Origin of the sequence: Pseudomonas sp. LRF_L74 (assembly GCF_965644255.1) — a bacterium.
GTDB lineage: Bacteria > Pseudomonadota > Gammaproteobacteria > Pseudomonadales > Pseudomonadaceae > Aquipseudomonas.
The window spans coordinates 101,826-128,417 of the sequence record NZ_CBFFRH010000010.1; the positions used below are offsets into that span (position 1 = coordinate 101,826).

25 protein-coding genes are annotated in these 26,592 nt (G+C 66.0%); 14 read left to right on the forward strand and 11 right to left on the reverse strand.

Annotated features, from left to right (window positions below):
* Window positions 1-29: 29 nt before the first annotated feature.
* From ACSZPK_RS22380 to ACSZPK_RS22400, 5 genes are read right to left on the reverse strand one after another with little or no spacing between them, the layout of a single operon-like run.
* The gene (locus ACSZPK_RS22380) at window positions 30-1,016 is read right to left on the reverse strand and encodes an ABC transporter permease (RefSeq protein WP_437883801.1); all 987 of its coding nucleotides are present in this window, start codon (window positions 1,014-1,016) and stop codon (window positions 30-32) included.
* A 1-nt stretch (window position 1,017) separates the two neighbouring features.
* Window positions 1,018-2,010 carry an ABC transporter permease gene (locus ACSZPK_RS22385; RefSeq protein ID WP_437883802.1) on the reverse strand — a complete coding sequence of 331 codons (993 nt, stop codon included), beginning with the start codon at window positions 2,008-2,010 and terminating at the stop codon, window positions 1,018-1,020.
* Complete coding sequence (locus ACSZPK_RS22390) at window positions 2,000-3,517, reverse strand: sugar ABC transporter ATP-binding protein (protein ID WP_437883803.1); 1,518 nt, start codon at window positions 3,515-3,517, stop codon at window positions 2,000-2,002. Before ACSZPK_RS22390 ends, ACSZPK_RS22385 begins: the two co-directional genes overlap by 11 nt.
* 19 nt (window positions 3,518-3,536) lie before the next feature.
* Entirely contained in the window at window positions 3,537-4,565 is a 1,029-nt protein-coding gene (locus tag ACSZPK_RS22395; protein WP_437883804.1) for a sugar ABC transporter substrate-binding protein, read from the reverse strand.
* Window positions 4,562-5,521: a sugar ABC transporter substrate-binding protein gene (locus tag ACSZPK_RS22400; protein WP_437883805.1), complete on the reverse strand. Its 960-nt coding sequence runs from the start codon at window positions 5,519-5,521 to the stop codon at window positions 4,562-4,564. Before ACSZPK_RS22400 ends, ACSZPK_RS22395 begins: the two co-directional genes overlap by 4 nt.
* A 533-nt stretch (window positions 5,522-6,054) precedes the next feature.
* Between ACSZPK_RS22400 and ctlX the strand changes: the two genes are divergently transcribed.
* From ctlX to ACSZPK_RS22465, 13 genes are all read left to right on the forward strand, one after another.
* The gene (ctlX, locus tag ACSZPK_RS22405) at window positions 6,055-6,978 is read left to right on the forward strand and encodes a citrulline utilization hydrolase CtlX (RefSeq protein WP_437883806.1); all 924 of its coding nucleotides are present in this window, start codon (window positions 6,055-6,057) and stop codon (window positions 6,976-6,978) included.
* Window positions 6,975-8,183, forward strand: coding sequence for an acetylornithine/succinylornithine family transaminase (gene astC, locus ACSZPK_RS22410; RefSeq protein ID WP_437883807.1), 1,209 nt, complete (start codon window positions 6,975-6,977; stop codon window positions 8,181-8,183). The genes ctlX and astC overlap by 4 nt, the downstream gene beginning before the upstream one ends.
* A complete protein-coding gene (locus tag ACSZPK_RS22415) occupies window positions 8,180-9,208 on the forward strand; it encodes an arginine N-succinyltransferase (RefSeq protein WP_437883808.1) in 1,029 nt (342 codons plus the stop codon). Before astC ends, ACSZPK_RS22415 begins: the two co-directional genes overlap by 4 nt.
* Window positions 9,209-9,218: 10 nt before the next feature.
* Entirely contained in the window at window positions 9,219-10,259 is a 1,041-nt protein-coding gene (gene astA, locus ACSZPK_RS22420; protein WP_437883809.1) for an arginine N-succinyltransferase, read from the forward strand.
* The gene (gene astD, locus ACSZPK_RS22425) at window positions 10,256-11,710 is read left to right on the forward strand and encodes a succinylglutamate-semialdehyde dehydrogenase (protein ID WP_437883810.1); all 1,455 of its coding nucleotides are present in this window, start codon (window positions 10,256-10,258) and stop codon (window positions 11,708-11,710) included. Before astA ends, astD begins: the two co-directional genes overlap by 4 nt.
* Complete coding sequence (astE, locus tag ACSZPK_RS22430) at window positions 11,707-12,693, forward strand: succinylglutamate desuccinylase (RefSeq protein ID WP_437883811.1); 987 nt, start codon at window positions 11,707-11,709, stop codon at window positions 12,691-12,693. The genes astD and astE overlap by 4 nt, the downstream gene beginning before the upstream one ends.
* Window positions 12,694-12,875: 182 nt before the next feature.
* On the forward strand, window positions 12,876-13,478 hold the full coding sequence (locus ACSZPK_RS22435; RefSeq protein ID WP_437883812.1) for a helix-turn-helix domain-containing protein: 603 nt from the start codon (window positions 12,876-12,878) through the stop codon (window positions 13,476-13,478).
* A gap of 52 nt (window positions 13,479-13,530) precedes the next feature.
* Window positions 13,531-14,301, forward strand: a complete 771-nt coding sequence (locus tag ACSZPK_RS22440) for an ABC transporter ATP-binding protein (protein WP_437883813.1) — start codon at window positions 13,531-13,533, stop codon at window positions 14,299-14,301.
* 11 nt (window positions 14,302-14,312) lie between these two features.
* Window positions 14,313-14,804, forward strand: coding sequence for an Lrp/AsnC family transcriptional regulator (locus ACSZPK_RS22445; protein ID WP_437883814.1), 492 nt, complete (start codon window positions 14,313-14,315; stop codon window positions 14,802-14,804).
* Between the two features lie 149 nt (window positions 14,805-14,953).
* A complete protein-coding gene (locus tag ACSZPK_RS22450) occupies window positions 14,954-15,718 on the forward strand; it encodes a transporter substrate-binding domain-containing protein (protein WP_437883815.1) in 765 nt (254 codons plus the stop codon).
* A gap of 12 nt (window positions 15,719-15,730) precedes the next feature.
* Complete coding sequence (locus ACSZPK_RS22455; protein ID WP_437883816.1) at window positions 15,731-16,420, forward strand: ABC transporter permease; 690 nt, start codon at window positions 15,731-15,733, stop codon at window positions 16,418-16,420.
* Window positions 16,417-17,109, forward strand: coding sequence for an ABC transporter permease (locus ACSZPK_RS22460; RefSeq protein ID WP_437883817.1), 693 nt, complete (start codon window positions 16,417-16,419; stop codon window positions 17,107-17,109). Before ACSZPK_RS22455 ends, ACSZPK_RS22460 begins: the two co-directional genes overlap by 4 nt.
* A gap of 27 nt (window positions 17,110-17,136) precedes the next feature.
* A complete protein-coding gene (locus ACSZPK_RS22465; RefSeq protein ID WP_437883818.1) occupies window positions 17,137-18,024 on the forward strand; it encodes an arginase family protein in 888 nt (295 codons plus the stop codon).
* A gap of 22 nt (window positions 18,025-18,046) precedes the next feature.
* On the opposite strand, the gene ACSZPK_RS22470 is transcribed toward ACSZPK_RS22465, so the two are convergent.
* The 4 genes from ACSZPK_RS22470 to ACSZPK_RS22485 all read right to left on the reverse strand — a co-directional run bounded on the left by ACSZPK_RS22470 (window position 18,047) and on the right by ACSZPK_RS22485 (window position 23,012).
* Window positions 18,047-18,709 carry a gamma-glutamylcyclotransferase gene (locus tag ACSZPK_RS22470; protein WP_437883819.1) on the reverse strand — a complete coding sequence of 221 codons (663 nt, stop codon included), beginning with the start codon at window positions 18,707-18,709 and terminating at the stop codon, window positions 18,047-18,049.
* An 84-nt stretch (window positions 18,710-18,793) separates the two neighbouring features.
* A complete protein-coding gene (locus ACSZPK_RS22475; RefSeq protein ID WP_437883820.1) occupies window positions 18,794-21,445 on the reverse strand; it encodes a TonB-dependent receptor domain-containing protein in 2,652 nt (883 codons plus the stop codon).
* An 86-nt stretch (window positions 21,446-21,531) separates the two neighbouring features.
* Window positions 21,532-22,512: a DUF4880 domain-containing protein gene (locus ACSZPK_RS22480; RefSeq protein WP_437883821.1), complete on the reverse strand. Its 981-nt coding sequence runs from the start codon at window positions 22,510-22,512 to the stop codon at window positions 21,532-21,534.
* Window positions 22,509-23,012: a sigma-70 family RNA polymerase sigma factor gene (locus ACSZPK_RS22485; protein ID WP_437883822.1), complete on the reverse strand. Its 504-nt coding sequence runs from the start codon at window positions 23,010-23,012 to the stop codon at window positions 22,509-22,511. The genes ACSZPK_RS22480 and ACSZPK_RS22485 overlap by 4 nt, the downstream gene beginning before the upstream one ends.
* Before the next feature lie 225 nt (window positions 23,013-23,237).
* Here ACSZPK_RS22485 and ACSZPK_RS22490 point away from each other — a divergent pair, with 225 nt between their 5' ends.
* Complete coding sequence (locus ACSZPK_RS22490) at window positions 23,238-24,332, forward strand: ABC transporter substrate-binding protein (RefSeq protein ID WP_437883823.1); 1,095 nt, start codon at window positions 23,238-23,240, stop codon at window positions 24,330-24,332.
* 134 nt (window positions 24,333-24,466) lie between these two features.
* Here the strand turns inward: ACSZPK_RS22490 and ACSZPK_RS22495 are convergent, their stop codons facing one another.
* On the reverse strand, window positions 24,467-25,798 hold the full coding sequence (locus ACSZPK_RS22495) for an LLM class flavin-dependent oxidoreductase (protein ID WP_437883824.1): 1,332 nt from the start codon (window positions 25,796-25,798) through the stop codon (window positions 24,467-24,469).
* 19 nt (window positions 25,799-25,817) lie between these two features.
* Window positions 25,818-26,582, reverse strand: coding sequence for a class II aldolase/adducin family protein (locus ACSZPK_RS22500; RefSeq protein ID WP_437883825.1), 765 nt, complete (start codon window positions 26,580-26,582; stop codon window positions 25,818-25,820).
* Window positions 26,583-26,592: the final 10 nt, after the last annotated feature.

Genomic DNA, 26,592 nt, shown 5'->3' on the forward strand with positions numbered 1-26,592 from the left:
GCCTATCCGAGCCTCCAGCCCTCAGCACCTCACGCGCCCTTGAACACCCGCTTGCCCAGATAACTGAACGACAGCACCAGCAGAATCAGCGCGCCGGTCGCCACCTGTTGCCAATAGAAATTCCAGCCGATCAGCAGCAGGCCGTTGGCGGTGATGTTGAGGAACAGCACGCCGAGCAAGGTGCCAGGGATGTTGGCACGCCCCTGGCGATGCAGGGTGGTGCCGATGAACACCGCGCCGATGGCGTTGATCAGGAAGGCGTTGCCGGACATCGGCACATAGGCGTTCACCGTGCTCGCCAGGAGAATGCCGGCCAGCGAGCAGGCCAGGGCCACGGCGATGAACACCACGGCGGTCACCCGCTGCACCGCCACGCCGCTGTAACGCGCCACCTCCGGCTGTTCGCCGAGTGCCAGCACTTGCCGCCCCAGACGCCCCTTGGCCAAGGTCACGCCATACGCCAGCGCCAACCCGGCAACGACCAGCAGCGGCAAGGGAATGCCCACTACGCCATAGCTCGCCAGCTCCGGGCGGGCACCGTTGGCGACGTAGATCGGCTGGCCGCCGTCGGACAGCAGTTGCTGCACGCTGGTGCCGATGAACAACGTGCCGAGCGTTGCCAGGAACGGTGAGATGCGCAGGCCGGCGATCAGCACGGCGTTGAACGCACCGGTCAGGCCGCCGGCGAGAATCGCCAGGGCAATCGCCAGCGGCAAAGCGATGCCGGCATTCAATGCGCTGACGAAGGTCAACGCCGCCAGGTCCAGCGCCACGCCCACCGATAGGTCGATGCCGCCGGCGCTGATCGCCAGGGTCATGCCGGTGGCGACGATGGCCAGCAGCACGAAGTTGTTCAGCAACACGCTATTAAAGTTGCCCCAGCTCAGAAAGCCCGGCGCGCTCACGGCGAAGAACACCAGCAAGGCGAGGAACACTGCCGGCAGCACCAAACGCAACCAGCGCCCGCGCTCGGCCGTCGGCACGGCACCGGGCAGGGTCAACGTCGATTCGCTCATTTCAAGACCTCCCACGCAGCAGACTGGAACTGGCCACCACCAGCAGGATCAGCACGCCCTGCACGCCGTTGACCCAGAAGCTGGAGATGTTCAGCAACTGGAAACCGTTGACCAGAAAACCCACCAGCAACGTCGCCAGCAAGGTGCCACCGATGCTCGGACGCAGGCGCCGGGAGAACACCGTGCCGAGAAAGGCGATGGCGACGATCGACAACAGCATCTCGCCGGAACCGGTGGTGCTGCCGCTGAACCAGGCCGACGAGCAGAACGCCGCCAGGCTGCCGCACAGGCCACTGAGCAGGTAGCTGGAGAACTGATAGCCAGCCACCGGCAAGCCGGCGGCGGTCGCCGCTTCCGGGTATTCGCCGACGGCATACAGTCGCAGGCCGTAGCGGCTGAACTGGATCAGCAGGATCAACGCCAGCGCCACGCCGAGAAACACCCAGGCCAGCGCCGGTTGTCCCAGCCACTGGCCGAAGCTGAGCAGCTCCAGCAGCGGCGAATCGGTGGGCAGCACGGTGTTCTCGGTCAGCACCAGTTCCAGGCCGGCGATCAGGTTCATGCTCGCCAGCGTTGCCAGCAGCGGCGGCAGGCGCAGGCCGACCACCACCAGGCCATTGAGTGCGCCGATGGCCAGGCCGGTGGCCAGGGTCAGGCCGATGCTGGCGAGCGCACCAAGGCCGGCGTTGTTCAAGCTGGCATAGACCGCCGCCGACAGGCCGAGGTTGGCCGCCAACGACAGGTCCAGGCCGCCGGACACCACATTGGAACCACCGCCAATGATGACGATGGTCAGGCCGAAGGCGAGGATGCCAAGGATCGCCGACTGGGCGAACACGTTGGAAATATTCGCCGGTGCCAGAAAATTCGGCGCGCTCACTGCGAACACCACGAGGATCAGCAGGAACGCCAGGGATGCGCCGTGGCGTAGCAGCGCCAAACGCCAGTTGCCATTGAGCCGCGACGGCGCGGCAAGCGAAAGATCAGCGGACATGACGGACCTCCTGTTCTTCGTGGGTGGCGGACGCCAGGGCCAGCAGGCTATCGGCGTCGAGGTCCGTGGCCTTGCGCTCGGCGACGATGGCGCCACGGTGCATCACGTAGATGCGGTCGCACAGGCCGAGCAATTCCGGCAGGTCGGACGACAGCAACAGCACACCGGCGCCCTGCTCCACCAGGGTGCCGATCAGTCGATAGATCTCGACCTTGGCACCGATGTCGATGCCGACGCTGGGCTCGTCCAGCAGGTAAAGGTTCGATTGCCGGCTCAGCCACTTGGCCAATGCCACCTTCTGCTGATTGCCGCCGCTGAGCTGGCGCACCGCCGCCAGGGGACCAGAGGTCTTGATCGCCAGGTCGTCGATCAGCGCCTCGGTCTGGCGCCGCTCGCTGTCGGCGGAAACCAGGCCCAGCCGGGTGAAACGCGAGAGACTGGCCAGGGTGGTGTTCTCCTGCACGGTCAGGTCCAGGGCCACGCCTTGCCGGCGCCGTTCCTCGGGCAGTAGGGCAATACCTTCGCGCACCGCCTGGTGGGCGCTGCCGAGGTCCAGCGGCTGACCGTCCAGGCGAATCTCGCCCTGCTGCGCCGGCGCCAGGCCAAACAGACTCTTGAGCAATTCCTTGGCCCCGGAGCCAACCAACCCGGTGAGCCCGACGATCTCGCCACGCCGGACTTGCAGGTCAACGTCGCGATAAACCGGCGACCTGCCCAGCCCCTTCACCTCCAGCAACGGCTCGCCCAACGCGACCGCTTGCTTGGGATACATCTCGGCCACCTCACGGTTGACCATCAAGCGGGTGATCTCGGCCAGGGAGGTTTCACGCGGGTCGACGTCCGCCACGTCGCGACCGTTGCGCAGCACCGTCACCCGGTCGCACAGGTGCTCGATCTCCTGCAAATAATGGGAGATGTAGATGATCGCCAGGCCTTGCTCGCGCAGGCGCCTGACGATGCCCAGCAACTGCTCGACCTCACGCTGCACCAGGGCCACGCTCGGCTCGTCGAACACCAGCACCTGGGGTTTGGCGATCAACGCGCGGGTGATCTGCACCACCTGCTGCTCGGCGCAGCTCAGCTCACCGATCAGCGCGCCGCTGGGCAGGCTCAGGCCGAAATGCTCATCGAGCAGGCGCTCAGCCTCGCGCTGCTGGGCCCGCCGCTGCACGAACGGCCCACGGTGGATTTCCTGGCCGAACAACAGCGCCTCGCCCACCGTGAAACTGGCCGGTAGCAAGCGTTCCTGATGGATGAACTGGATGCCCAGTTTCGCCACCTGGCGCGGGCTGAAATGGCTGTACGGCTGGCCATCGACCCACAGGCTGCCGGCGTCCGGGCGATGGATGCCGGCCAGTACCTTGATCAGCGTCGACTTGCCCGCGCCGTTCTCGCCGACCAGGCCATGCACACTGCCGCGTCGCACCCGCAGGCTGGCATCGTCCAGCGCGCGGGTCACGCCGAAGTGCTTGCTCAGGTTGCGCAGCTCCAGGGCGAATTCGCTCATCGTCGGTCCTCCCGTTCAGTCACACGTCACCACGAATGCGCCGAACCTCATCGACGTTGTCCGCCGTGGTCAGCAGGGTTTCGACGAAGGTCTCTTTCGGCAGGTCGTGCTCGCCGGCCAGGTAGCGGGCAACGTTGTGCACGGCGAGGCGGCCGATCAGGGCCGGCTGTTGCGACACCACCGCCGCCACTGGCGTGTTCGGCCTTTTGAGCAAGTCGAGCACCTCCGGCGTGCCGTCGACGCCGTAGGTGCGAACCTCGCTGCGCCCAGCGTCGATCAGCGCCTGGCTGGCACCGAGTTGCGGCAGGTCCCAGGCCGTCCAGATCGCGTCGATCTCGCCCTTGGGGTACTTGTTGAGCAGCGCCGCCACCTGGCTGCGGGCGTCCTGCACGGTGTTGGGAATGACGTCGCGCAGCTCCGGCTGGATGAACTCGATCTGCGGGTAGTACTTGGTCACCAGCTTCAACTGGTCGTAGCGAATGCCGCAGCTCGGCACCCCGTAGAAGCCGTTGAACACCAAGACCTTGCCCTTGCCGCGCAGGTCGGCCACCAGTTTCTTGGCCAGGATCAGGCCGGTGCTCCAGTTGTCCGCCGAGATGGTGTTGATCGCGTATTGCGACGGCACTTCGATGGTGAACAGCGGGATGCCGGCGGCGGCGATGCGCTTGAACCAGGGGTCGATGATGCTCAGGGTGCCGAGGGTGTGGATCACCGCGTCGGGCTTCTGTGTCACCAGGTTCTGCAACTGGGTGACCATGGCCTTGTCGTTGCGCCCGGCATCCAGGGTGATCGGCGTGCCGCCGAGGCGCTTCACTTCTTCGATCTGCGCGGCGAAGGCGCGGCTGTCGAAATAGATGCTGGTGCCCACGGTGCTGATGGCGATGCGTTTACCGGCCAGCGAAGGGATCGGCTTGTCCTCGCCGCTTGCCACGCTCGCGCCCGGCTCCGCCGCGCGAGCCAGGGACGACAGGCCAAGGCCGGCGGCCAGGGTCAGGCCGGCGCCGAGCAGGCTGCGGCGGCCAATGCCGAAATCGTTGTCGTGGCTCATTGGTCACCTCGCAGTTGTTGCACTTGGTCCAAGTTGGCGTGGGTCGTCAGCAGCGTGGCGACATGGGTTTCCTTGGGCAGGTCTTTTTGCCCGGCGAGGTAACGGGCGACGTTCTGCACCGCCGTCTTGCCGATCAACGCCGGCTGCTGGGCGACCACCGCACCAATGGGCGAATCGTCGCGGCGCAGCAGGTCGAGCACCTCGGGGGTGCCGTCGACGCCGTAGGTCTTGATCTCGGTGCGGCCGGCATCGATCAGCGCCTGGCTGGCGCCGAGCTGGGGAATGTCCCAGGCCGCCCAGATCGCCGCGACCTCGCCTTTCGGGTACTTGTTGAGCAGCGCGGCGATCTGCGAACGGGCGTCCTGCACGGTGTTGGGGATCACGTCGCGCAACTCGGGCTGGATGATCGACAGCTCGGGATGCTCGGCCAAAACCGCTTTCAATTCGTCGTAGCGGATCTGGCACACCGGCACGCCGTAGAAGCCGTTGAACACCAGGATCTTTCCCTTGCCGCCGGCGTCCTTGACCAGTTGCTCGGCCAGTTGCCGGCCAGCGGCATGGTTGTCCGAGGTGGTGTTGTTGATGCTGTACTGCGACGGCGCGTCGATGGTGAACAGCGGGATGCCGGCGGCGCTGATGCGCTTGAGCCAGGGGTCGATGACGCTGAGGGTGCCGAGGGTCTGGATCACCGCGTCGGGACGCTGGGTGACCACGGTCTGCAACTGGGTGACCAGGTTCTTGTCGTTGCGCCCGGCATCCAGGGTGATCGGTGTGCCGCCGAGGCGCTTCACTTCATCGACCTGGGCCTGGAAGGCCTTGACGTCGAAGTAGTGGCTGGTGCCGGTCATGCTGATGGCGATGCGTTTGCCGGCCAACGAAGGTACATCTTCATCGGCGGCGTGGGCGCTGCCAGCGATCACCAGCGCGGCGCAGAGCAGGGTTTTCAGCAGTTTCATGACGCCACCTCGCAGACGGCGAGCGTGGGCGTGGGCAGTAAGGCATGGGTCATCATGATCCCTTTCTATGGGCAACACGTTCTTGTGCTGCCGGGATCATTGCGAGAAGCGCGCCAACTTGTTTTTTCAACAAAATCAGTCAGTTGAATCTAGTCAATGAATCCCGAACACAAGCCAAAGCGGACAAAGTGTTGGAGAAGTGTGTGGAAATGATCAGCCTCCCTCCCCCGTCAACGCGCCTTGAACACGCCGCCTGGACCTGGAAAGCGCCAAGGAGCACCCGCTGTTCATCTGTGCCCACCAGCGCGACCAGTCGCGGCTGTGGACCTCGGCGTTGTGCGTGACGCGCTGATTCGTCCACCGGCCTGGCGGCCATGGGGGCCAGGCCGGGGGCACTTCCAGCGCACAGCGGATTCGGCTGTACGGCCTATGAAATACAGCCTGGACAGGTTGCCCCGCCGCCGAACTCGAAGGATTCGGTTTCGCCATTGCAGGGATGATTTCCTCGCTGAAATCATCTCTGGATGCCCGCCATGCAAACCACCTCTAGCGTGCTGATGGTTCGCCCCGCGAACTTCTCCTTCAACCCGGATACCGCCGACAACAATCCTTTCCAGCATGACGACCTGCCCGCCGCCCAGGTGCAGCGTCAGGCCCTGGAGGAGTTCGACGGCTACGTCGCCGCCTTGCGCGAGCACGGCATCGAGGTGCTGGTCGTACAGGACACGCCCGAGCCGCACACGCCAGACTCGATCTTTCCCAACAACGGCTTCAGCACCCATGCCGACGGCACCCTGGTGCTCTACCCGATGCAGGGTGAAAACCGGCGCCTGGAACGCGGCAAGCCGATTTTCCAGGCGCTCGACGGCTTCCAGATCAGCAAGCGCATCGACCTGAGCGCACACGAACAGCAGAGCCGCTTCCTCGAAGGCACCGGCAGCCTGGTGCTCGACCGCGAGGCGCGCATCGCCTATGCCTGCCGCTCGATCCGCACCCACGACGCGCTGCTCGACGAGTTCGCCAAGCGCCTCGGCTACCGCGTGCAAGCCTTCGACGCGGTGGACCGCCAGGGCGTACCGATCTACCACAGCAACGTGATGATGAGCGTTGGCAGCCGCCTGGCACTGGTGTGCCTGGTCAGCCTGCCCGACGACGCCCAGCGCGAGAGGCTGCGCAATGGCCTGGAGGCCAGCGGCAAGCAGGTGATGGCCCTGAGCTGGGATCAACTGGAACAGTTCGCCGGCAACATGCTGGAACTGCATGACGCCAGCGGCCAGCCCCTGCTGGTGATGTCACGCAGCGCCTGGCGATCGTTGGACGATGCGCAACGCACGCTGATCGAGGCGCACGCCCGGCCACTGGTGGTGAACATCGACACCATCGAGCGCGTCGGCGGCGGCAGTGCCCGCTGCATGCTCGCCGAAATCCATCTGCCACGCCGGGAGGTGCGCCCATGATCCGCCGCGAAGACTTCGACCAACTGATCGTACCGACCTACAACCCGTCGTCCTTCGTTCCGGTACGCGGCCTCGGCTCGCGCCTGTGGGATGCCGAAGGCCGCGAGCGCATCGACTTCACCGGCGGCATCGCGGTGAACGTACTCGGCCATTGTCATCCGCAACTGGTCGAGACGCTGCGCGAACAGGCCGCAACGCTCTGGCACGTGTCCAACGGTTTCACCAACCAACCCGTGCTGCGCCTGGCCCGCCGCCTGGTCGAGGCGACCTTCGCCGAGCGCGTGTTCTTCTGCAACTCCGGCGCCGAAGCCAACGAGGCCGCCTTCAAACTGGCACGGCGTATCGGCTTCGACCGACGCGGGGCGGAGTGCCACGAGATCATCGCAGCCAGCGGCAGCTTCCATGGACGCTCGCTGTTCACCGTCAGCGTCGGCGGCCAACCGGCCTATTCGAGTGGCTTCGGCCCAGCCATCGCCGGTATTCGCCACGTGCCGTTCAACGACCTCGCCGCCTTGCAGGCGACTATCTCCGAGCACACCTGCGCCGTGGTCCTCGAACCGATCCAGGGCGAAGGCGGCGTGCTGCCAGCCGCACCGGGCTATCTGCAAGCCGTGCGCGAGCTGTGCGACCGTCACGGCGCGCTGCTGATCTTCGACGAAGTGCAGACCGGCGTCGGCCGCACCGGCGAGCTGTACGCCTACCAGCACTATGGCGTGGTGCCGGATCTGCTGACCAGCGCCAAGGGCCTGGGGGGCGGCTTCCCCATCGGCGCCCTGCTCACCCGCGCCGAGCTGGCCGCGCACTTCACACCGGGCACCCATGGCACCACCTACGGCGGCAACCCGCTGGCCTGCGCCGTGGCCGAACGAGTGCTGAGCCTGGTCGACAGCGCCGAGGTGCGTGACGGCGTCGCGCAGAGGCACCAGCAATTCGTCTCGCGCCTGACCCTCATGGCCGAGCGCTTCGGCGTCTTCGAGCCGCCGCGCGGCCTGGGCCTGCTGCTCGGCTGCCCGCTGCGCGATAACTGGAAAGGCCAGGCCCGCAGCCTGGTGGGCGCCGCCTCGGAGGCCGGCGTGCTGCTGCTTCAGGCCGGCCCGGATGTGCTGCGCTTCGCGCCCAGCCTGATCATCGAGCCCGAGCTGATCGACGCAGGCCTGCAGCGCTTGGAACAGGCCCTGCACAGGGCCACGGAAGCGACGCCATGAGCGCCTGGGTCGTGCGCCCGGCCCAGCCCGGCGATCTCGATGCGCTGCAACGCATGGCGCGCCAGAGCCTGACCGGGGTCACCTCATTGCCCGACGATCGTGCCAGCCTGGAGCGCCGCCTGGCGCAGTCATCCTGCTCGTTCGCCAGTGCCGTGACCTTCCCCGGCGAGGAGGAATACCTGTTCGTCCTGGAGGACCTCAGCAGCGGCGCCCTGCTGGGGTGCTCCGGCCTGCAGGCCAACTGTGGCTTTGCCCAGCCGTTCTACAGCTTCCGCCATGAGGTGTTCATCCACGCCTCGCCGGCCCAGGGCATCAAGCACAAGGTGCACGCCCTGGCGCTGTGCCACGACCTGGGCGGCAACACCCTGCTCAAGGGGTTTCACATCGATGCGAACCTGCAGGACGCCACCGCGGCGCAACTGATTTCACGCGCCCGCCTGCTGTTCGTCGCCAGCCAGCCACAGCGCTTCGCCACGCAACTGGTCGCCGAGATGGTCGGCTGCACCGACGAGCAGGGCCACTCGCCGTTCTGGGACGCGCTCGGCAGCCACTTCTTCGGCCTCGACTACGCCGCCGCCGAAGCCCTAGGCGCCTTTCAGGAGCGCACCTACCTGGCCGAGCTGCTGCCGCACTACCCGATCTATGTGCCGCTGCTGCCCGAGTCGGCCCAGGAGGTCATGGGCCAGGTGCATCCCAAGGCCCGCCGGCCCTACGAGATTCTCCTGGCCGAAGGCTTTGCCGGCGAACGCTACATCGACGTGTACGACGCCGGCCCGACCCTGGAGGCGGAGACCGCGCAGATACGCAGCATCGCCGGCAGCCTGGTCACCCAGGCGCGCATCGCCCCCCGGGCAAGCAGCGCGGACGCCCCGGCCTGGCTGGTGTGCAACGAGGGTAGCAGCGCTTTCCGCGCACTCACCGTGCACGCCAACTGGCTGCCCGGGCGCCCGCTGACCCTGAGCCCGGCCGAAGCCGATGCCTTGCAGCTTGGCGAAGGCGACAGCCTGCGCCTGGTTCGACTCTAGGAATTCCACCATGATCATTCGCCCCGTCCACCACGCCGACCTGCCGTCCCTGCTGGCGCTGGCCAAGAGCGCCGGTTCCGGCCTGACCACCCTGCCCGCCGATGAAAAGCGCCTGGCCCATCGCGTGGCCTGGGCCGAGAAAACCTTCGCCGGCGAGGTCGAGCGCGCCGACGCCGACTACCTGTTCGTGATGGTCGACGACGCCGAGCAAGTGGTCGGGATCACCGGCCTGGCCGGCGCCGTCGGCTTGCGCGAGCCCTGGTACAACTACCGGGTCGGCATGACCTTGAGCGCCTCGCCCAAGCTCGGCATCTACCGGCCCATTCCCACCCTGTTCCTGGTCAACGACCTGTGCGGCCAGTCCGAGGTGTGCTCGCTGTTCCTGCGCGCCGACCAGCGCACCGGCAGCCACGGCAAGCTGCTGTCGCGTTCGCGCTTTCTGTTTCTCGCCGAGTTTCCGCAGTTGTTCAGCGAACGCATCATCGCCGAGATGCGCGGGGTTTCGGATGCGCAGGGCAAGTCACCGTTCTGGGAGGGGCTGGGCCGGCATTTCTTCAAGATGCCATTCACCGATGCCGACTACCTCACCGGCGTCGGCAACAAGGCGTTCATCGCCGAGCTGATGCCGCGTTTTCCGCTGTACGTGCCGCTGCTGGCGCCCACGGCCCAGGCGGTGATCGGCCAGGTCCACCCGGCCACCGAGCCCGCGCTGCGCCTGCTGCAAAGCGAAGGCTTCGGCCATCGTGGCTATGTCGATATCTTCGATGGCGGCGCGGTGGTGGAGTGCGAAACCAACCGTATCCGCGCGGTGCGCGACAGCCGCACGCTGGTCCTGGCCGTCGGCACACCGGCTCAGCCAGGCAGCGAATACCTGATCTTCAACCGCAGCCTGCGTGACTGTCGCATCACCAGTGCCCCCGCCCACGTTGCCTCGGGCACCCTGGTGGTCAGCGCACTCACCGCCAGGCGCCTGCGCCTGCGCGCCGGTGATCCGGTACGCGCGGTGCCCCTGTCGCCCGCCCGCAATTCCCCCCAGGAGATAACCGCATGACTACCCACCTGATCGACGGCTGTTGGTGCGCGGGCGAAGGCGATGCCTTCGAATCGCTCAACCCGCTGAACCAGCAGGTACTCTGGCGCGGCCGCAGCGCCAGCGCACGCCAGGTGCATGACGCGCTTGGCGCGGCCCGCTCGGCCTTTCCCGCCTGGGCGCTGCGCCCCCTGGCCGAACGCATCGCCTGTGTCGAACGTTTCGCCGACTGCCTGCGCGCCCAGGCCGAGGCCCTGGCCTTCGCCATCGGCGAGGAAACCGGCAAGCCGTTGTGGGAGGCGCGCAGCGAAGTCGTCAGCATGATCAACAAGGTGGCGATCTCGATCCGCAGCCAGGCCGAACGTGCCGGCGAACGGCACAGCGCCGACGGCAGCGCCAGCCTGGGCCATCGCCCCCACGGCGTGGTCGCGGTACTCGGTCCGTACAACTTTCCCGGCCACCTGCCCAATGGCCACATCGTGCCGGCCCTGCTGGCAGGCAATTGCGTGCTGTTCAAACCCAGCGAACTGACCCCGCGCGTCGCCGAACTCAGCGTGCAGTGCTGGCAGCAGGCCGGCCTGCCACGGGGCGTGCTCAGTCTGCTGCAAGGCGGTCGCCAAACCGGTGAGGCGCTGGCAGGTGTCGAGGGCATCGACGGGCTGTTCTTCACCGGTTCCAGCAGCACCGGCGCGGCGCTGCACCGGCAGTTCGCCGGGCATCCCGAGCGCCTGCTGGCCCTGGAGATGGGCGGCAACAATGCGCTGCTGGTCGAGCCGGTGGCGGATCGTGCCGCCGCGCTGCAGATCATCCTGCAATCGGCGTTCATTTCCGCCGGCCAGCGCTGCACCTGCGCGCGCCGCCTGCTGGTGCCGGAAGGCGAATGGGGCGACGCGCTGTTGCGCGATCTGGTCGCCGCCGCCGCGCGCCTGCGCCTGGGCGCCTTCGACGAGACGCCAGAACCGTTCATGGGCACGGTGATTTCCCTGCGTGCCGCCGCCCAGTTGCGTGAGGCGCAACAGCACCTGATCGAGTGGGGAGCCAAGCCGCTGTTGCCGCTCACGCAACCGCGCCCTGACTCGGCGCTGCTCACGCCCGGCATCATCGACGTCACGCCGCTGGAGTGCGCGCCGGACGAAGAGTATTTCGGCCCGCTGCTGCAAGTGCGCCGCTACCGCGATTTCGACCAGGCCATCGAACTGGCCAACGCCACCCGCTTCGGCCTGGCGGCCGGGCTGGTCAGCGACTGCGCCGAGCGCTTCGCGCGCTTCCACAGCCTCAGCCGCGCCGGTATCGTCAACTGGAACAAACCCCTGACCGGGGCCTCCAGCAGCGCCCCCTTCGGCGGGATCGGCGCCTCCGGCAACCATCGTCCCAGCGCCTGGTACGCCGCCGATTACTGTGCCTATCCGGTGGCCACGCTGAAGGCTGAAACACTCAGCGCACCACCCGCGTTGCCGGGGTTGAACGGATGAGCCTGGTCGACCTGCTACCACTGACACTGGCCGCTCGCAAACCCGCACGGGTCGAGCAACGCCTGGCCCATGGCCTGACGCTGCGCTGGCTGGCCGAGGGCGTCTTGAGGATCGACCCGGACGACGCGCTGGCGGGCCACTTGCTGCTTTCCGCCGGTGTCCATGGCAACGAAACCGCCCCCGTCGAGTGGCTCGATCGCCTGCTACGCGCCATCGTGGCGGGCACCCTGCGTCCACGCCGCCGCCTGCTGCTGATACTCGGCAACCCGGCGGCACTGCGCGCCGGCACACGCTTCATCGAGCAAGACATGAACCGCCTGTTCAATGGCGTCCCGCGCGACACGTCAATTGCCGAACAGGCCCGCGCCGCCGAACTGGAGGAGCAGGCCCGCCGGTTCTTCGCCGAAGCCGACGGCCCCCGCCTGCACTATGACCTGCACACGGCCATTCGCGGCTCACGGTTCGAACGCTTTGCCCTGTATCCCTGGCACCCGCAGCGCCCACTCAGCGCCGAGCAAGAACAACGCCTGGGGCACGCCGGCATGCAGGCGTTGCTCTGTCACAGCCAGCAGGGCCATACCTTTTCCGCATACACCCAGGCGACGCTGGCGGCAGACAGCTTCACCCTGGAACTGGGCAAGGCACGCCCCTTCGGGGAAAACACCGGCCTCGACCTTGCCGCCCTCGACCAGGCGGTAACGGGCTGGCTGCACGCCAATCCGCTGCGTCCTGGCACGCACCGGCCACTGCGCTTTCGCATCGCCAGCAGCGTGATCAAGCACACGCCGGATTTCGTTCTGCACCTCGATGCCGATGTCGAGAACTTCACGCCACTGCCGCCGGGCAGCCTGCTCGCCGAAGATGGTGACACGCGCTGGACGGTGGAGCAGGCGAACGCCTGCATCCTGTTTCCCAACCCCAAGGTCGCCTGCGGGCAACGCGCCGGCCTGATTGTGGTGCACGACCCCCACGGCACGCGCTGAAACGGGGCAGAAAAGTAACAAATCAAGTTGCCTATAGGTTCACAAAAAACCAGGCGAGTTTCGTAATACGCAACAGAACCACCGAGATAAAGGCGCCAAATCCTTTATTCACGGAGAAAACCAATAATGGCCTGTTGCTTGCTTAGCCTCATAAAGTTCTCTATTAGGCAACCTATATCGCCATGCAGAAGCCTTCGAAATCCACTGCGCTCACCGTCGAGCAGCCCACATCGGGTATCGACGGTTTCAACGTCGGCAGTCGCCTGCGCGCCGCACGCCTGGCCAAGGGCCTGCGCATCGAGGAGGTCGCCCAGCGGGTCGGCGTGAGCAAGTCGTTCATCAGCCGCTTCGAGCGCGATGTGGTGCAAGCCTCGGTCGCCACCCTGCTGCGCGTGTGCGACGCCATCGGCATCAAGCCGGCCCAGTTGTTCTCGCCACCGACCACGGCCTATGTACCGGCCGGCGAAGGTACGCCGATCAGCCTGGGCGGCGAGAAGATGCGCGAGTACCTGATCGGCGGCGACGGCAACGCGCACATGATGAGCCTGTACTCGGTGATCGAACCAGGCGGCGGCTCCGGCTCGGAGCCCTACACCCTGAATGCCGACTCCGACATGGTGCATGTGATGAGCGGGCAACTGGAAATGCGTGTCGGCGACGACACCTACCTGCTCAAGACCGGCGACACCCTGACCTTCCCACCGAGTATCCCGCACACCTGGCACAACCCCTCGGCGAAGGAAACCTGCACCGCCGTCTGGGTGATCGTGCCGCCGCCATCCTGATCGCCAGCAGCGCCTCTCCCCCTTCCGAACGACGAGACGAGACCAGACAACGATGTACAAGCTGAACGTCACCGACCTGCACAAACGCTATGGCGACCATGAAGTCATCAAGGGCATCAGCCTCCAGGCCAAGGCTGGCGACGTGGTGAGCATCATCGGCTCCAGTGGTTCGGGCAAGAGCACCTTCCTGCGTTGCATCAACCTGCTGGAACGCCCGCACCAGGGTGAGATCAGGGTGGGCGACGAACTGCTGCAGACGGTGCGCGATCGCCGCAGCGGCGAGCTGATGGCACGCGACCCACGCCAGTTGCAGCGCATTCGCGCGCGCCTGTCGATGGTGTTCCAGAACTTCTGCCTGTGGTCGCACATGACCGTCCTGGAGAACGTGATGGAGGCGCCGATGCATGTGCGTGGCCTCAGCCGAGCGCAGGCCCGCGAGCTGGGCGAAAGCTGCCTGGCCAAGGTCGGCCTGCCGGTGAAAAGCTTCAGCCAGTACCCGGCGCACCTCTCGGGCGGCCAGCAGCAACGCGTGGCCATCGCCCGGGCCCTGTGCATGGAGCCGGAAGTGATGCTGTTCGACGAGCCCACGTCGGCGCTGGACCCGGAACTGGTGGGCGAAGTGCTCAAGGTCATGCAGACCCTCGCCGAGGAAGGCCGCACCATGGTCGTGGTCACCCACGAGATGGGCTTCGCCCGCAACCTGTCGACCCAGACCCTGTTCCTGCACCAGGGCCTGATCGAAGAACAAGGCCACCCGCAGGAGCTGTTCGACCGCCCGCGCAGCGAGCGCTTGCAGCAGTTCCTTTCCGGCCGCCTGAAGTGAGTGACTGAGCGATGAGCGCCGTCAGCCTGGACCGCATCGACCTGGCCATTCTGGAAATCCTGCGCCGTGAAGGCCGGATCAGTTACCAGAAGCTGTCCGAGCGCGTGTACCTGACGCCACGCCCTTGCCAGGAGCGTGTGCGCAAACTGGAACAGGCGGGCGTGATTCGCGGCTACAGCGCCCTGATCGACGAGCAGCGCATCGCCCCCAGCCTCAACCTGCGCCTGCTGGTGGCCCTGTCGAACCAGAGCGGGCGTACCGCCCAGCGCGCCTTCGAGGCGTGCATCCGCGACTGCCCGGAGGTGGTCGAATGCCACCTGGTCAGTGGCGCGTTCGACTACAGCCTGCGCATGCAGTGCCGGGACATGAACCATTACCTGCAGCTCACCGAGCAGTGGCTCAACGACCCGGCCCTGCATATCGACAAACTGGTCAGCCATCCCGAGCTGACGTGCATCAAGTCGGCCACCGGCCCGCCGCCTGGCCGCACTCATCCGCTGTAACCGCCCGTACTACGACAGGATCGGCTACCGCACGAGGCCTTCAACGACCGGTTTGGTACCCGGCGCGTGGGCATGCTGTTCGCCAGAAAAACCAGATCGCTCGCATTTTGAAGCTGCCACAACACAACGAACATCAGAGGAATCGCGCCATGCAATCACCTTTCACGAAACTGCTCCTTGCCGCTGCGCTGGTTGTCGCAGGCAGCACTGCTTCGGCCAAGGATCAGGTCACCATCGCCACCGACGCCACCTTCCCGCCGTTCGAGTCGGTGGATGCCTCCGGCAAGCTGGTCGGCTACGACATCGAACTGATGGAGGCCGTGTGCAAGGCCGCCGAGCTGAACTGCAACATCATCGGCGCCGCCTGGGAAGGCATGATCCCCGGCCTGCTGAGCAAGAAGTACGACGCCCTGATCTCGCAACTGACGGTCACCGATGCGCGCCGCAAGATCATGGCATTCAGTGACATCTACGAGCTGCCGACCTTCCGTTTCGTGGCGCGCAAGGACAGCAACCTCGACACCAGCCCGGCCGGCCTGAAAGGCAAGACCATCGCCGTGCAGACCGGCACGCCGATGGACGCCTACATCACCAAGAACTACCCGGACAGCACCATCAAGCGCTACTCCGGCGGCAGCGAGCCGTACCTGGAACTGAACGCCGGCCGCGCCGACGTCCACCTGAGCTACGAGGCACAGATCATCCACAGCTTCCTGCGCAAGGACGAAGGCAAGGCCTTCGAACTGGTCGGCCCGCGCCTGACCGGCAAGGACGCCCCCGAGTTCGGCGAAGGCGTGGCCATCGCCCTGCACAAGTCCAACAAGGAACTGCTCGAACGCATCAACGCCGGCCTGGAGGTCGTCCGTGACAACGGCGAGCTCGACGCCCTCAACACCCGCTATTTCGGCCAGTAAGGGGCAACGGCGATGCTGAGCGACTACATCACCACCGTCCTCGCGGCGGGCTGGATCAGCCTGCGCCTGGCCTTCCTCGCCCTGCTGCTGGCGGTGGTGCTGGGGTTGCTCGGCGCACTGGGCAAGCGCTCGGGGAGCCGCCTGCTGCGCTGGCCGGTGGAGGTCTACACCACCGTGGTGCGCGGCGTTCCCGACCTGGTGCTGATGCTGCTGGTGTTCTACAGCCTGCCGGCCCTGCTCAACCAGGGCCTGGAAAGCCTGGGCTGGGACTACTACGTGGAATTCAGCCCGTTCGCGGCCGGCTGCGCGACCCTCGGCCTGATCTTCGGCGCCTACATGACCGAAACCTTCCGTGGCGCCCTGCAAGGTATTCCCCATGGCCAGATCGAAGCCGCCCAGGCCTACGGCCTCGGCCGCGCCCGCACCTTCTTCGGCATCGTCCTGCCACAGATGATCCGCCTCGCCCTGCCCGGCTTCACCAACAACTGGCTGGTGCTGGTCAAGGGCACCGCGCTGGTGTCGCTGCTCGGCCTGCAGGACATCATGTTCCGCGCCCGTGGCGCCGCCGAGGCCACCGGCAAGCCCTTCACCTTCTACCTGATCGCCGGCGGCTTCTACCTGGCGATCACCGTGATCTCGCTGCTCGCCCTGATGTGGCTGGGCAAGCGCTACTCGATGGGCGTACGGGAGCTGAGCCAATGAACTGGCAAGTGATTGCCGAAAATCTCGGCCGCTTCGCCGACGGCGCGCAGTTGACCCTGGTGCTGACCGTCGTCGCCCTGGGCATTGCCTTCGTCCTGTCGATCGGCCTGGCCCTGCTGCGCAACTCGCACAACCCGTGGCTGCGCGGCCTGGTCGCTGGCTACACCCTGGTGTTTCGCGGCACGCCGCTGCTGATCCAACTGTTCCTGATCTACTACGGCCTGGCGCAATTCGAGGGGCTGCGGCAGAGCTTCGTCTGGCCATGGCTGTCGAGCCCGCTGGTCTGCGTGCTGCTCGCCTTCGTGCTCAACACCACGGCCTACACCACGGAAATCTTCGCCGGCGGCCTGCGCCATCTGCCGCCTGGCGAGATCGAGGCGGCGCGGGCCTACGGCATGTCGCCCTGGGTCCAGGCCCGGCGCATCCTGATTCCGGCCATGCTGACCCGCTCGCTGACCCTGTACGGCAACGAGGTGATCATGATGCTGCACGCCACCTCGCTGGCCAGCACCGTGACCCTGATGGAGATCACCGGGGTCGCGCGCAACATCACCCTCAACTACTACATCCAGTTCGAGCCCTACGTGACCGCGGGGGCCATCTACCTGGCGCTGACCTTCATCCTGGTCGGCCTGTTCCGCATCGCCGAATACCGCTGGGCCGCCTACCTGCAGCCCCGGCGCGGCTGACTTCAACCTGCAGAAAGAGTTTTCATCATGAGCACTACACGTGGTTTCGATCTCTGGGGCGTGCCTTTCGACGGTGAATCCACCCTCGGCTGGCCCGGTTCGCGCTTCGCCCCGGCCAAGGTGCGCGAGTGCATCAAGTGGATCAACATGCGCATCCAGCAAGGCAAGGTGTACTGCCTGGAGACCGACAGTTTCATGGAGGTCGGCGACAACCTGCTGGACGACAAGGGCGACGTGGCGGTCATCCCGCACGACACCCAGAAGACCTTCGACGCCACCAGCGCCGCCGTGCGGCAATCGATCGCCAGCGGTCGCGTACCGATCGTCATCGGTGGCGACGACAGCCTGCTGTTCCCGGTGGCGCGCGGCGTGCACGACGCCCTGCCCGGCCGCATCGGCATCATCCACTTCGACGCCCACCTCGACCTGATGGACGAAAGCCCCAAGCAGGGCCGCTACAGCCAGTCCAGCGGCATGCGCCGTTCGCTGGAACTGGAGCGCATCCAGCCGGCCGACTGCGTCCAGGTGTGCGAGCGGCACTTCAACTTCCCCGCCTCGGGGCAGTTCAAGCACGACACCGGCCTGGTCCACATCTCTGCCCGCGAAGCCCTGCGCCTCGGCCCGGTGGCCACGGTGGAGAAGATCCTCGAGCGGGTGAAAGGCGCCGATCACCTGTACCTGTCGTTCGACATCGACGCCATCGACCCCTGCTACGCACCCGGCGCCGGCGCCCACGAGCCGGGCGGCATCAGTTCGGACGAAGCGCTGCAGATGATCGAGCTGCTCGCCCCGCATTGCGCGGCGATGGCGATCACCGAGGTCAACCCGACCACCGACGTCGGCACCATGACCTCGACCCTGGCGGCCTACCTGGCCTTCACCTTCGCCGTATACGGCAGCCAGCCGCGCACGTGACAGCCTGCGCCGATGAGCGTCGCTACCACGCCATCCGCAACAGAATCTGCGCCGGATCGATCAGCAGGTCCGGCGCCTTTTCCTCTGTCTCCTTGCAGCAACGCGCCAGCACCGCCTCCAGGCGTTTGTCCGGCATGGCGTGTTGGCGCAGCGCATGGGCGGTACGCTCGACGTATTCGCGGGTCGTGCCGGAGTGTCCGCAGGCCGTTGCCAGCACCTGTTCCACCACCTGGTCTGGCAGGTTGCCGGCGAAGCATGGCGTGTCTCGGCTGAGCACGAAGACCAGGGCGTTGACCTTGCGACCGTCGTCGAGGTGGCAGCTAAGCCATTTCGGCAGATAGGCCGAGTCGAGCATTTCCCGTTGCCACAAGGCTTGCAGGTGCTCGTCGAGCTTTTCCTGTGGCAGGCGGTAGGCGAAGCCGTTGCATGAACCGCCACGATCCAGCCCCAGCACCAGGCCAGGTTGGTCTGGCGTACCGCGATGGTTGTGCGACCACAGGTACAGGCCCCGATGGTAACCGTGCAGGCGCGCGCGACGCACCTCCACCGACGGACATTCCGGACGCCAGATCAACGAGCCGTAGGCGAACAGCCAGAAGGGCCGGTCCGCACATTGGCCACGGACCTGCGCCAGGGAAGTGTCATTCGCCGGACTGTCATCGATCTTCAGTACGGCGCTGCTCATGGCTGCGCCCTCCACGCCAGCTCAGGCGCCTCGCTGCCTGGTCCGCCACTCACGGTACGACGTTCGTTCATCCAATCTCCGCAATCACCAGCTGTAGCTCAGCTTGGCGTAGTAGAAAGCACCGCTGTAGCCATACGGCGAGAAGGTGCTGTATTTCAGGTTGCCGCCCGAGGAGTTGGCGAACAGCAGGCGCTCGGGCTTGACGTCGGTGACGTTGTCGCCGCCGACGGTGAGCTGCCAGTTGTCCAGGGTGTAATCCACGGCCAGGTCGAGCAGCCAGGCGGCGTCGAAGGTCTGGTCGAGGGCGGCGTTGGTCTGGTAGCTGGTGTATTTGCCGTAGCGCACCAGGTTGCTGCGCAGGGTCCAGTTACCCAGGTTGAAGTCGTTGCCGAAGGTGATCTTGTGCTCGGGCGTGGTATCGCCGAGCAGGCCCAAGCGCTCGCGACGATCCAGGCGCAGCAGGTTCAGGCCCAGGCTATCGAGTACCGCCGGGTTGGCCTTGACGTCGGTGACCTTGGAGTGGTTGTAGTTGTAGCCGAGGGTGGTGTTCCAACCCAGGCCGCTGTCGAAGCGGTAGCGGTAGTTGGCCACCAGGTCGAGCCCGGTGGTGCGGGTGTCGGCGGCGTTGGTGAAGTAGCGGGCGGTGGTGTAGTTGATATTGCCGACACCATTGGCCTGCAGATAGGCGATGGCGGCCGGGTTGAGCGTGAGGTTGGACGACAGGGTGATGCGATCCCGGATGTCGATGCGATAGACATCGGCGGTGATGTGCAGGTCGTCCACCGGATTGAGCACCAGGCCCAGGCTGTAGCTGCGGGATTTTTCCGCTTCCAGGTCTTCGGCACCGAGCAGTTGCGCGACACGCGAGTCGGCCGGAAATGTGCCGGCCTCCTGGATCACGTTGCCGACCAGTTGCGACGAGGTGTAGGTGAAATGCTGCTGGGCCAGCGACGGTGCCCGGAAGCCGGTCGATACACTGCCGCGCAACGCCACGCGCGGGGTGAACGCGTAACGGCCCGACAGCGCGCCACTGACGTTGGAGCCGAAGTCACTGTAGTCCTCATGGCGCGCGGCTGCCGACACGGAGAATGCTTCGGTCAGGTTGGTTTCCAGATCGATATACTGGGCAAGGTTGTGGCGGCTCCACGTGCCACTGTCAGCCTCGCGGAATCCCGCAAGCCCCGAGCTGCCGCCGCCATAGAACGACGCCGCATCACCGGCCTCGATCTGGTAGCGCTGGCTCAGGTACTCGGCACCGAACGCCACGCTCACCGGGTACGGCAGCCAGGACACCTCGACGTCCTTGGCCAAGTCGAAATTGAGCTGTTTCTGCTCGTTGCTCAGGGTGCCGTTGTAGAACGAACCGGGCGTTGATCCGGTCGCGCGATACAGATCGGGGTTGATGGTCTTGGTGTTGATCTCGTAGTCGTTGCGGCCGTAGTTGAGCGACAGGTCGTAGCGCCAGTCATCCACCCAGTCGCCACGCAGGCCAAGGGTCAGCGAAGCATCTTCGAGCTCGCCGCGAATCAGCGGCAGGTAACCGTTCGGGTTGAGTGCCGGGATGTTGTTGGAGGCATTGCTCGCGCGGTAGAACGCAGCGGTTTCGCCTTTACGCTTGCTGTATCCAGCGAATCCATACAGCTCGGCCGCGTCGCTGAAGCCGTAGCCGCCGTTGAGGAAGATCTTGCCTTCCTGGGTCTCCGGCTCGCCCTGGCGGAACACCTGCTGGCCGTAGGTGGTCGAGCCGACACTGGCGCTGCGGTAATCCTTCCCCGCGCGATTGGTGTAGTCGTTGTCGGCACCCTCGCCGCTGAGGTTGAGCCAGCCATTCTCGCCAAGCTCGACGCCGGTGTTGCCGCTGACCTGGCGCTGGATGCCGTCGCCCTTCTTGTACTGGCCGAACTTGGTGGCGACGCTGCCGCCGGAGCTGTCCTTCTTGAGGATGATGTTGATCACCCCGGCGATGGCGTCGGAACCGTAGCGCGCCGAAGCACCGTCGCGCAGCACTTCGATGTGATCGACGGCACTGAGCGGAATGGCGTTGAGGTCGGCCGGTGCCGAACCGCGCCCGGTGGCGCCGCCGAGGTTGACGAAGGCACCGGTGTGGCGGCGCTTGCCGTTGACCAGCACCAGTACCTGGTCCGGCGACAGCCCGCGCAATTGCGCCGGTCGCGCCAATTCGGCACCGTCGACCAGGCTCGGACGGGCGAAGTTGATCGACGGGATCAGCCGCGACAGCACCGTGCCCAGCTCATCGGAGCCGCTGGCGCGCAGGCTGTCGCCGCTGACGATATCGATGGGCGACAGCGATTGGCTGGCGGTGCGCTCCTGGGCGCGGGTACCGGTGACGATGACGTTCTCCAGGCGCGGTGCCTGGGCCGGGCTGGCACTCGTCGCGGCCGGTGCGGCGGCGCGGCCGATCACCACCTCGCCCTGCTGGCGGGAGAACTGCAGCCCGCTGCCGTTCAGGGCGGCACTCAGTGCCTGGTCAACACTCAAGTCGCCGTTCACCGCGGCAGCCTGGCGCCCCTCCACCAGCGCCGGGTCGAAGGAAATCAACTGGCCGCTCTGCCGGGAAATCCCCAGCAGCACCTGGCCCAGGGTGCCGGCTGGCACCTGGAAACGCTGGGTTTGCTGGGCCGCGCCGCTCTGCGCGAAAGCGGGCGTGGCGACGGCGCCGCCCAGGGCAATCATCAGGGCCAGATATGAGGGTTTGAACAGCGCTTCATTAGACATGGCAGATCACTCATCCGTGGTTTTGCCTAATGAGCGATGAGCGCGGAAAAACCTGCAGCCGCCGCTTGGATCGTTTCGGCATGAGCTTATGCATCCGGCCATATCCGCAGCGCGACACGGGGAGCCTCGCGGGACAGGCTGGCGATTGGGCGCGCGTCGATCCGCACCCAATAGTCACTGAAGCGGCGCACTTCGATCGGCAGGCTGCGCTCCAGCAAACTCAGCGCGCGCGGGCTGTCATCCAGCGGGAACAGGCCGCTGGTGCGCAGGTTCGCCGCCTCCCTGGAGACCTGCAGCACGCCGTGGTGATAAGCGCGCAGCGCATCGATCACCTGTGCCAGCGGCTGGTCATCCACCTCCAGCAGGCCATCCACCCAGGCACTGTCGCCAGGAACCACGCGCCCGATGCTCAGCACACGACCATCGGCGATACGCGCACTCTGCCCAGCCGCAAGCGGCTGACCATCGACCAGGCGTAGCGGCCCGTCCAGCGCCGCGACCTGTAGATGGCCATCCTGCAGGCTGCGCAGCGACAGGCGTCCCCCCAACGAGCCCAGGCTGCCTGCCGTGCTGTCGAGCCGGAACGGCTGGTTGCCGGCACGCACCTGCAGCAGCAGCGCGCCCTGGTGAAAACGCAGCCCACGCCCATCGAGCGGGCGCACGCGGCTCTGCGCATCCAACGTCAGGCTGCTGCCATCGGCCAGGGAGAAGGTCTGTCGTTCGCCAACAGCGGTGTACAGGTCGCCCGGCAGAGCCAGCCCATGCAGGGCGAGTCGGGTTCCCAGGGCGCCGAGGCCAAGCACCGCCAAGGCGCCGAGGCTGCCACGCAGGAATGCGCGACGACTGGACGGCGCATTGAGCGCCTCGATCACCTGGCCGTCCGACAACCCGTACAGCGGCGCCTGGCTGATACTGCGCACACCGCCCTGCATGCGCTGGAACACCTCGGCATGGCGCGGATCGGCAGCCTGCCAACGGGCGCAGGCCTCGCGTTCTTCCGGGCTGACCTCACCCGATTGCAAACGCATCATCCAGTGCGCCGCCTGCTCGATCAGTCGTTCGTTCATTCCGCCAAGGCTCCGTAGCAAAGCTTGAAGGCCTCGGTCATGTACTGCTGCACACGACTGAGGGAGATACCCAGCCGCCCGGCGATCTGCGCATAGGTCAGGCCGCCGATCTGGCTATGGATGAATGCGGCCTTGCCCTGGCCGGGCAAGGTGTCGAGCAGTTGGTCGATACGCAGCAGGGTTTGCAGAAGGATCTGCGCGTCTTCCGGCGATGGCTGGACCTGCTCGGGCATGCCCTGCAGCACGTGCAGGTAGGCCCGCTCCAGGTCACGCCGGCGCCAGCTTTCCTGGGCCAGCCGGCGCGCCACCGTAGTCAGCAGCGCACGCGGTTCGCGAACCTGGTCGGGATCGGGCATCGACAGCACACGCAGGAACGTCTCCGAGACGATGTCATCGGCCGCGTGGCGGCAGTTCAGCCAGCCGGCGAGTCGCGCGTGCAACCAATTGCGGTTTTCGCTGAACCATTGCGCGACCAGGTGTGAAGAGTTCGGTGTGCTCACGTGAGTCCCCTGCTGAGGGCTTCACTGTGCAGGAATCAGTCACGACTAAAAAAGAATAAAAAGTTAATTACTTATTCCTTTCAATGACGCGAGAATTCCCTATTGCCGGGCTACAGACCCTACTCACCTAAGCTTCGTCGTTTTTCTCATTTCTCATGCCCCTCGCCGATCAGTAGCGTGGCTCGCTCAGTCGGCGCCTGCGCGCCCGTTATCACGAGAGGAACCATGAGCCAGTCCCGCAAATCTTCCGGCAGAACCTGGGCAACCCGGTTGCTACTGCTGCTGACCCTGTCCGGCCTGGGCCACGCCGTGCAGGCCGATGAACAGGAGCGCCCCGACACCATCCGCATCGGCGCGCCGGCGCTGTCCGGCGATACCCAGGGCGTCTGGGGGGCGATGGGCGTCGCGCGGGCCAAGGGCTGGTTCGAGGATGAGTTCGCCAAGGACGGCATCAGCGTCGAGTTTCCTGGCTTCAAGGGTGGCGGGCCGATGGTTGGCCAGGCGCTGGCCAATGGGCAGATCGACTTCGCCGGCAATGGCGACATGATCTCGCTGATCGGCCGCGCATCCGGCATCAAGAGCCGGCTGATCCTGCCCACCGGCAAGATGGAGAACGCCTACCTGCTGGTGCGCCCGGATTCGAACATCCGCTCGGTGCAGGACCTGCGCGGCAAGAAGGTCGCCTACTTCAAGGGCAACTACATCCAGCTCCAGGTGATCCGCATCCTCGCCAGCGAAGGCCTGAGCGAACGCGATATCCGCAACGTCAGCCTGCGCGGCGCGGCAGCCGCCAGCGCCCTGCTCAACGGCAAGATCGACGCCATCTTCGGCGGTTCCGATTCGCTGGAGGGCGTGACGCGAGGCATCTTGCGCGAGGTCTACAGCACCCAGGGCAAGTCGCTGGCGCAAACCGCGCAGTCCGGGCTTCTGGTGCGTGAAGACTTCGCCGAGCGCCATCCCGAGCTGACCCAGCGGGTGGTCAACGTACTGGTGCGCGCCGCCGACTGGGCCTCCGAGCCGGGCAACCGCGACGAGGTGCTGGCCATCTGGGCCAAGGGCGGCAAGTCGGTCGCGGCCCTGGAGCACAACTATTCCGACCGGCCGCTCGCCGACCGCCTGAGCCCCTTGCTCGATCCGTTCTATGTCGGGCGCTACGCGGACACCCAGCGGTTGGTTGGCGAACTGGGATTGCTGCGCGGCCAGCCCGAACCTGTCGAACAGTGGTTCGACCGCCACTACCTGGATGCCGCGCTCAAGCAGTTCGGCCTGGAGGATCGCTGGGCGCCGCTGGATACCAACGGAGAAAAAGTGGTGCAGTGAATTGATTTCTGATCGTTCCCACGTCGAACCGTCCGCGTGGGAATGCCCTGCTCGTCACTCCCGCGAAGGCGGCCTCTTGTGGGTTCCCGCCTCCGCGGGAATGACGGTAGATCGAAACGCTCGCGCTCCTTGAGTCATGCGTTTGAACTGGAGCCTAATCGGCGCTTCGGCCAGTCCAGCCCCAGGTGTTCGCGCAGTGTCGTGCCCTCGTACTCGTGGCGAAACAGCCCGCGCGCCTGCAGGATCGGCACCACCTTGCTCACGAAGTTGCGCAGGTTGGCATGGCCGGTGGAGAGCAGGATGTAGCCGTCGGCCGCCGAGTACTCGAACACCTCTTGCAAGCGGTCGGCGATGGCTTCTGGCGTACCGACGAAGCCTGGCCGCGTGCCGGCGGCATGCAGGGCCAGCTGGCGCAGGGTCAGGTTCTTCTCGCGGGCGACCTTCTTGAAGTGCTCGGCGTGGGAACGGAAGCTGTCGTTGCCGATATCGCCCAGGTCCGGCAACGGCTCGTCCAGCGGGAACTGGCTGAAGTCGAAGAAGCTGAAGAAACGGCTGAGGTACTTCACCGCGTGTTCGATATCGATGTACTTCAGGCTTTCCTGGTACAGCTGCTCGGCCTCCTCCGGCGTATCGCCAACGATGGGCGTGATGCCTTGCAGGATCAGCACCTGGTCAGGGTTGCGACCATGGGCCTGCACTCGCCGCTTGACGTCGCGGTAGTACTCGGCGACGTCTTCCAGCCGGTCGAACTTGCCCAAGGTGTCGGCGAAGATCGCATCGGCATGCCGCGCCGCCAGGTCGCGGCCGGGTTCGGAGGCGCCCGCCTGGAAGCGGATCGGCCGGCCTTGCGCCGAGCGCTCGATGTTCAGCGGCCCTTGCACCGAGAAGAACTCGCCCTGGTGATTCAGGGTGTGCATCTTGTCGAAGTCGACGTACTGGTTGGTCTCGCGGTTGCGTACGAAGGCGTCGTCCTCCCAGGAATCCCACAGGCCCTCGACCACCTGCAGGTACTCCTCGGCGATACGGTAGCGCTTGGCGTGGTCGTAGAGTTTTTCGTGGCCATGGTTGCGGCCCAGCCCTTCCAGGGCGGAGGTGACGGCGTTCCAGCCGGCACGGCCGCCGCTCACCTTGTCCAGCGCCGCCAGTTGCCGGGCGGTGGTGAAAGGCTCGCTGAACGAGGTGGTCAGGGTGCCGACCAGACCGATCCGACGGGTCAGCGCGGCTACCGCCGACAGCGCCACCACCGGTTCCAGGCGGCTGAGAAAGGCCCAGGTCGAGTCGCGGCTGATATAGGCGGAATCGGCGATGAAGGCGAAGTCGAAACGCCCCTCCTCGCCGATCCGCGCATATTCCGCGTAGGACTGGATATCGGTGACCGCACCGTCCGGGATCGCCGGATCGCGCCAGTGGCCACCGCCTCCCTGGATACTGATGCCGAACTTCATCTGGCGGGGTGACTGGGGCATTGCGCGCTCCTTCGAATGATCAGTCGAGCAGGTCCGGGAACTGGCCGACGATGCTCTGGTAATAGGGTTGGAAGTTCAGCCACGACTGCTGCGCGTGGCTGCGTTCGGAAATACGTCGCGCGGTGACCTCGTCGATACGCCGCGGCTCGACGCCGGACGCCTCGACCAGCAGGTGAACCTGGCAGACCTTTTCCGCGAGGATGAACAGGTAGGCGGCCTCGTCCACCGACTGGCCGACGCTGAACAGGCCGTGGTTCTTGAAGATGATCAGGCGGTTGTCGCCCACCGCCTCGGCGAGCTTTTCCCGCTCGCCATCGCGGTAGGTGTCGTACAACGTGTGGCGCCCGTAGAACACCGCCGATTCGGCGCTGATCGGCTGCAGCGTCCGGTCCAGCGTCGACCAGGCACAGCCATGCACCGAATGCAGGTGCGCCACGGCGTTGAGCTGCGGATTGGCGCTGAGGATGCACACATGGGTGTTGATCCCGCCGGGGTGGACGAAGCCCTCACCCTCCAGCTTCTGCCCGTCGAAGCGGATGCGCAGCAGGTCGCTGGCCTTGATCCGGTCGAGGCTGGCGGCGAAGGGATTCATCCACAACTGGTCGGCGAACTCCGGATCGCGCACCGAGATATGGCCCATCACGCCCTGTTCGAAGCCATAGCGACCGGCCAGGCGCAATGCCGCCGCCAGCGTCGCCTTGCGCTGCTCGCGCTCGGCGGCGAAAGAGGTGAATGTCGGCGGCAGCGGCCGCGGCAGTTTGCTGGTATCGATCAGGGTCGCCATGGCTTTTCCT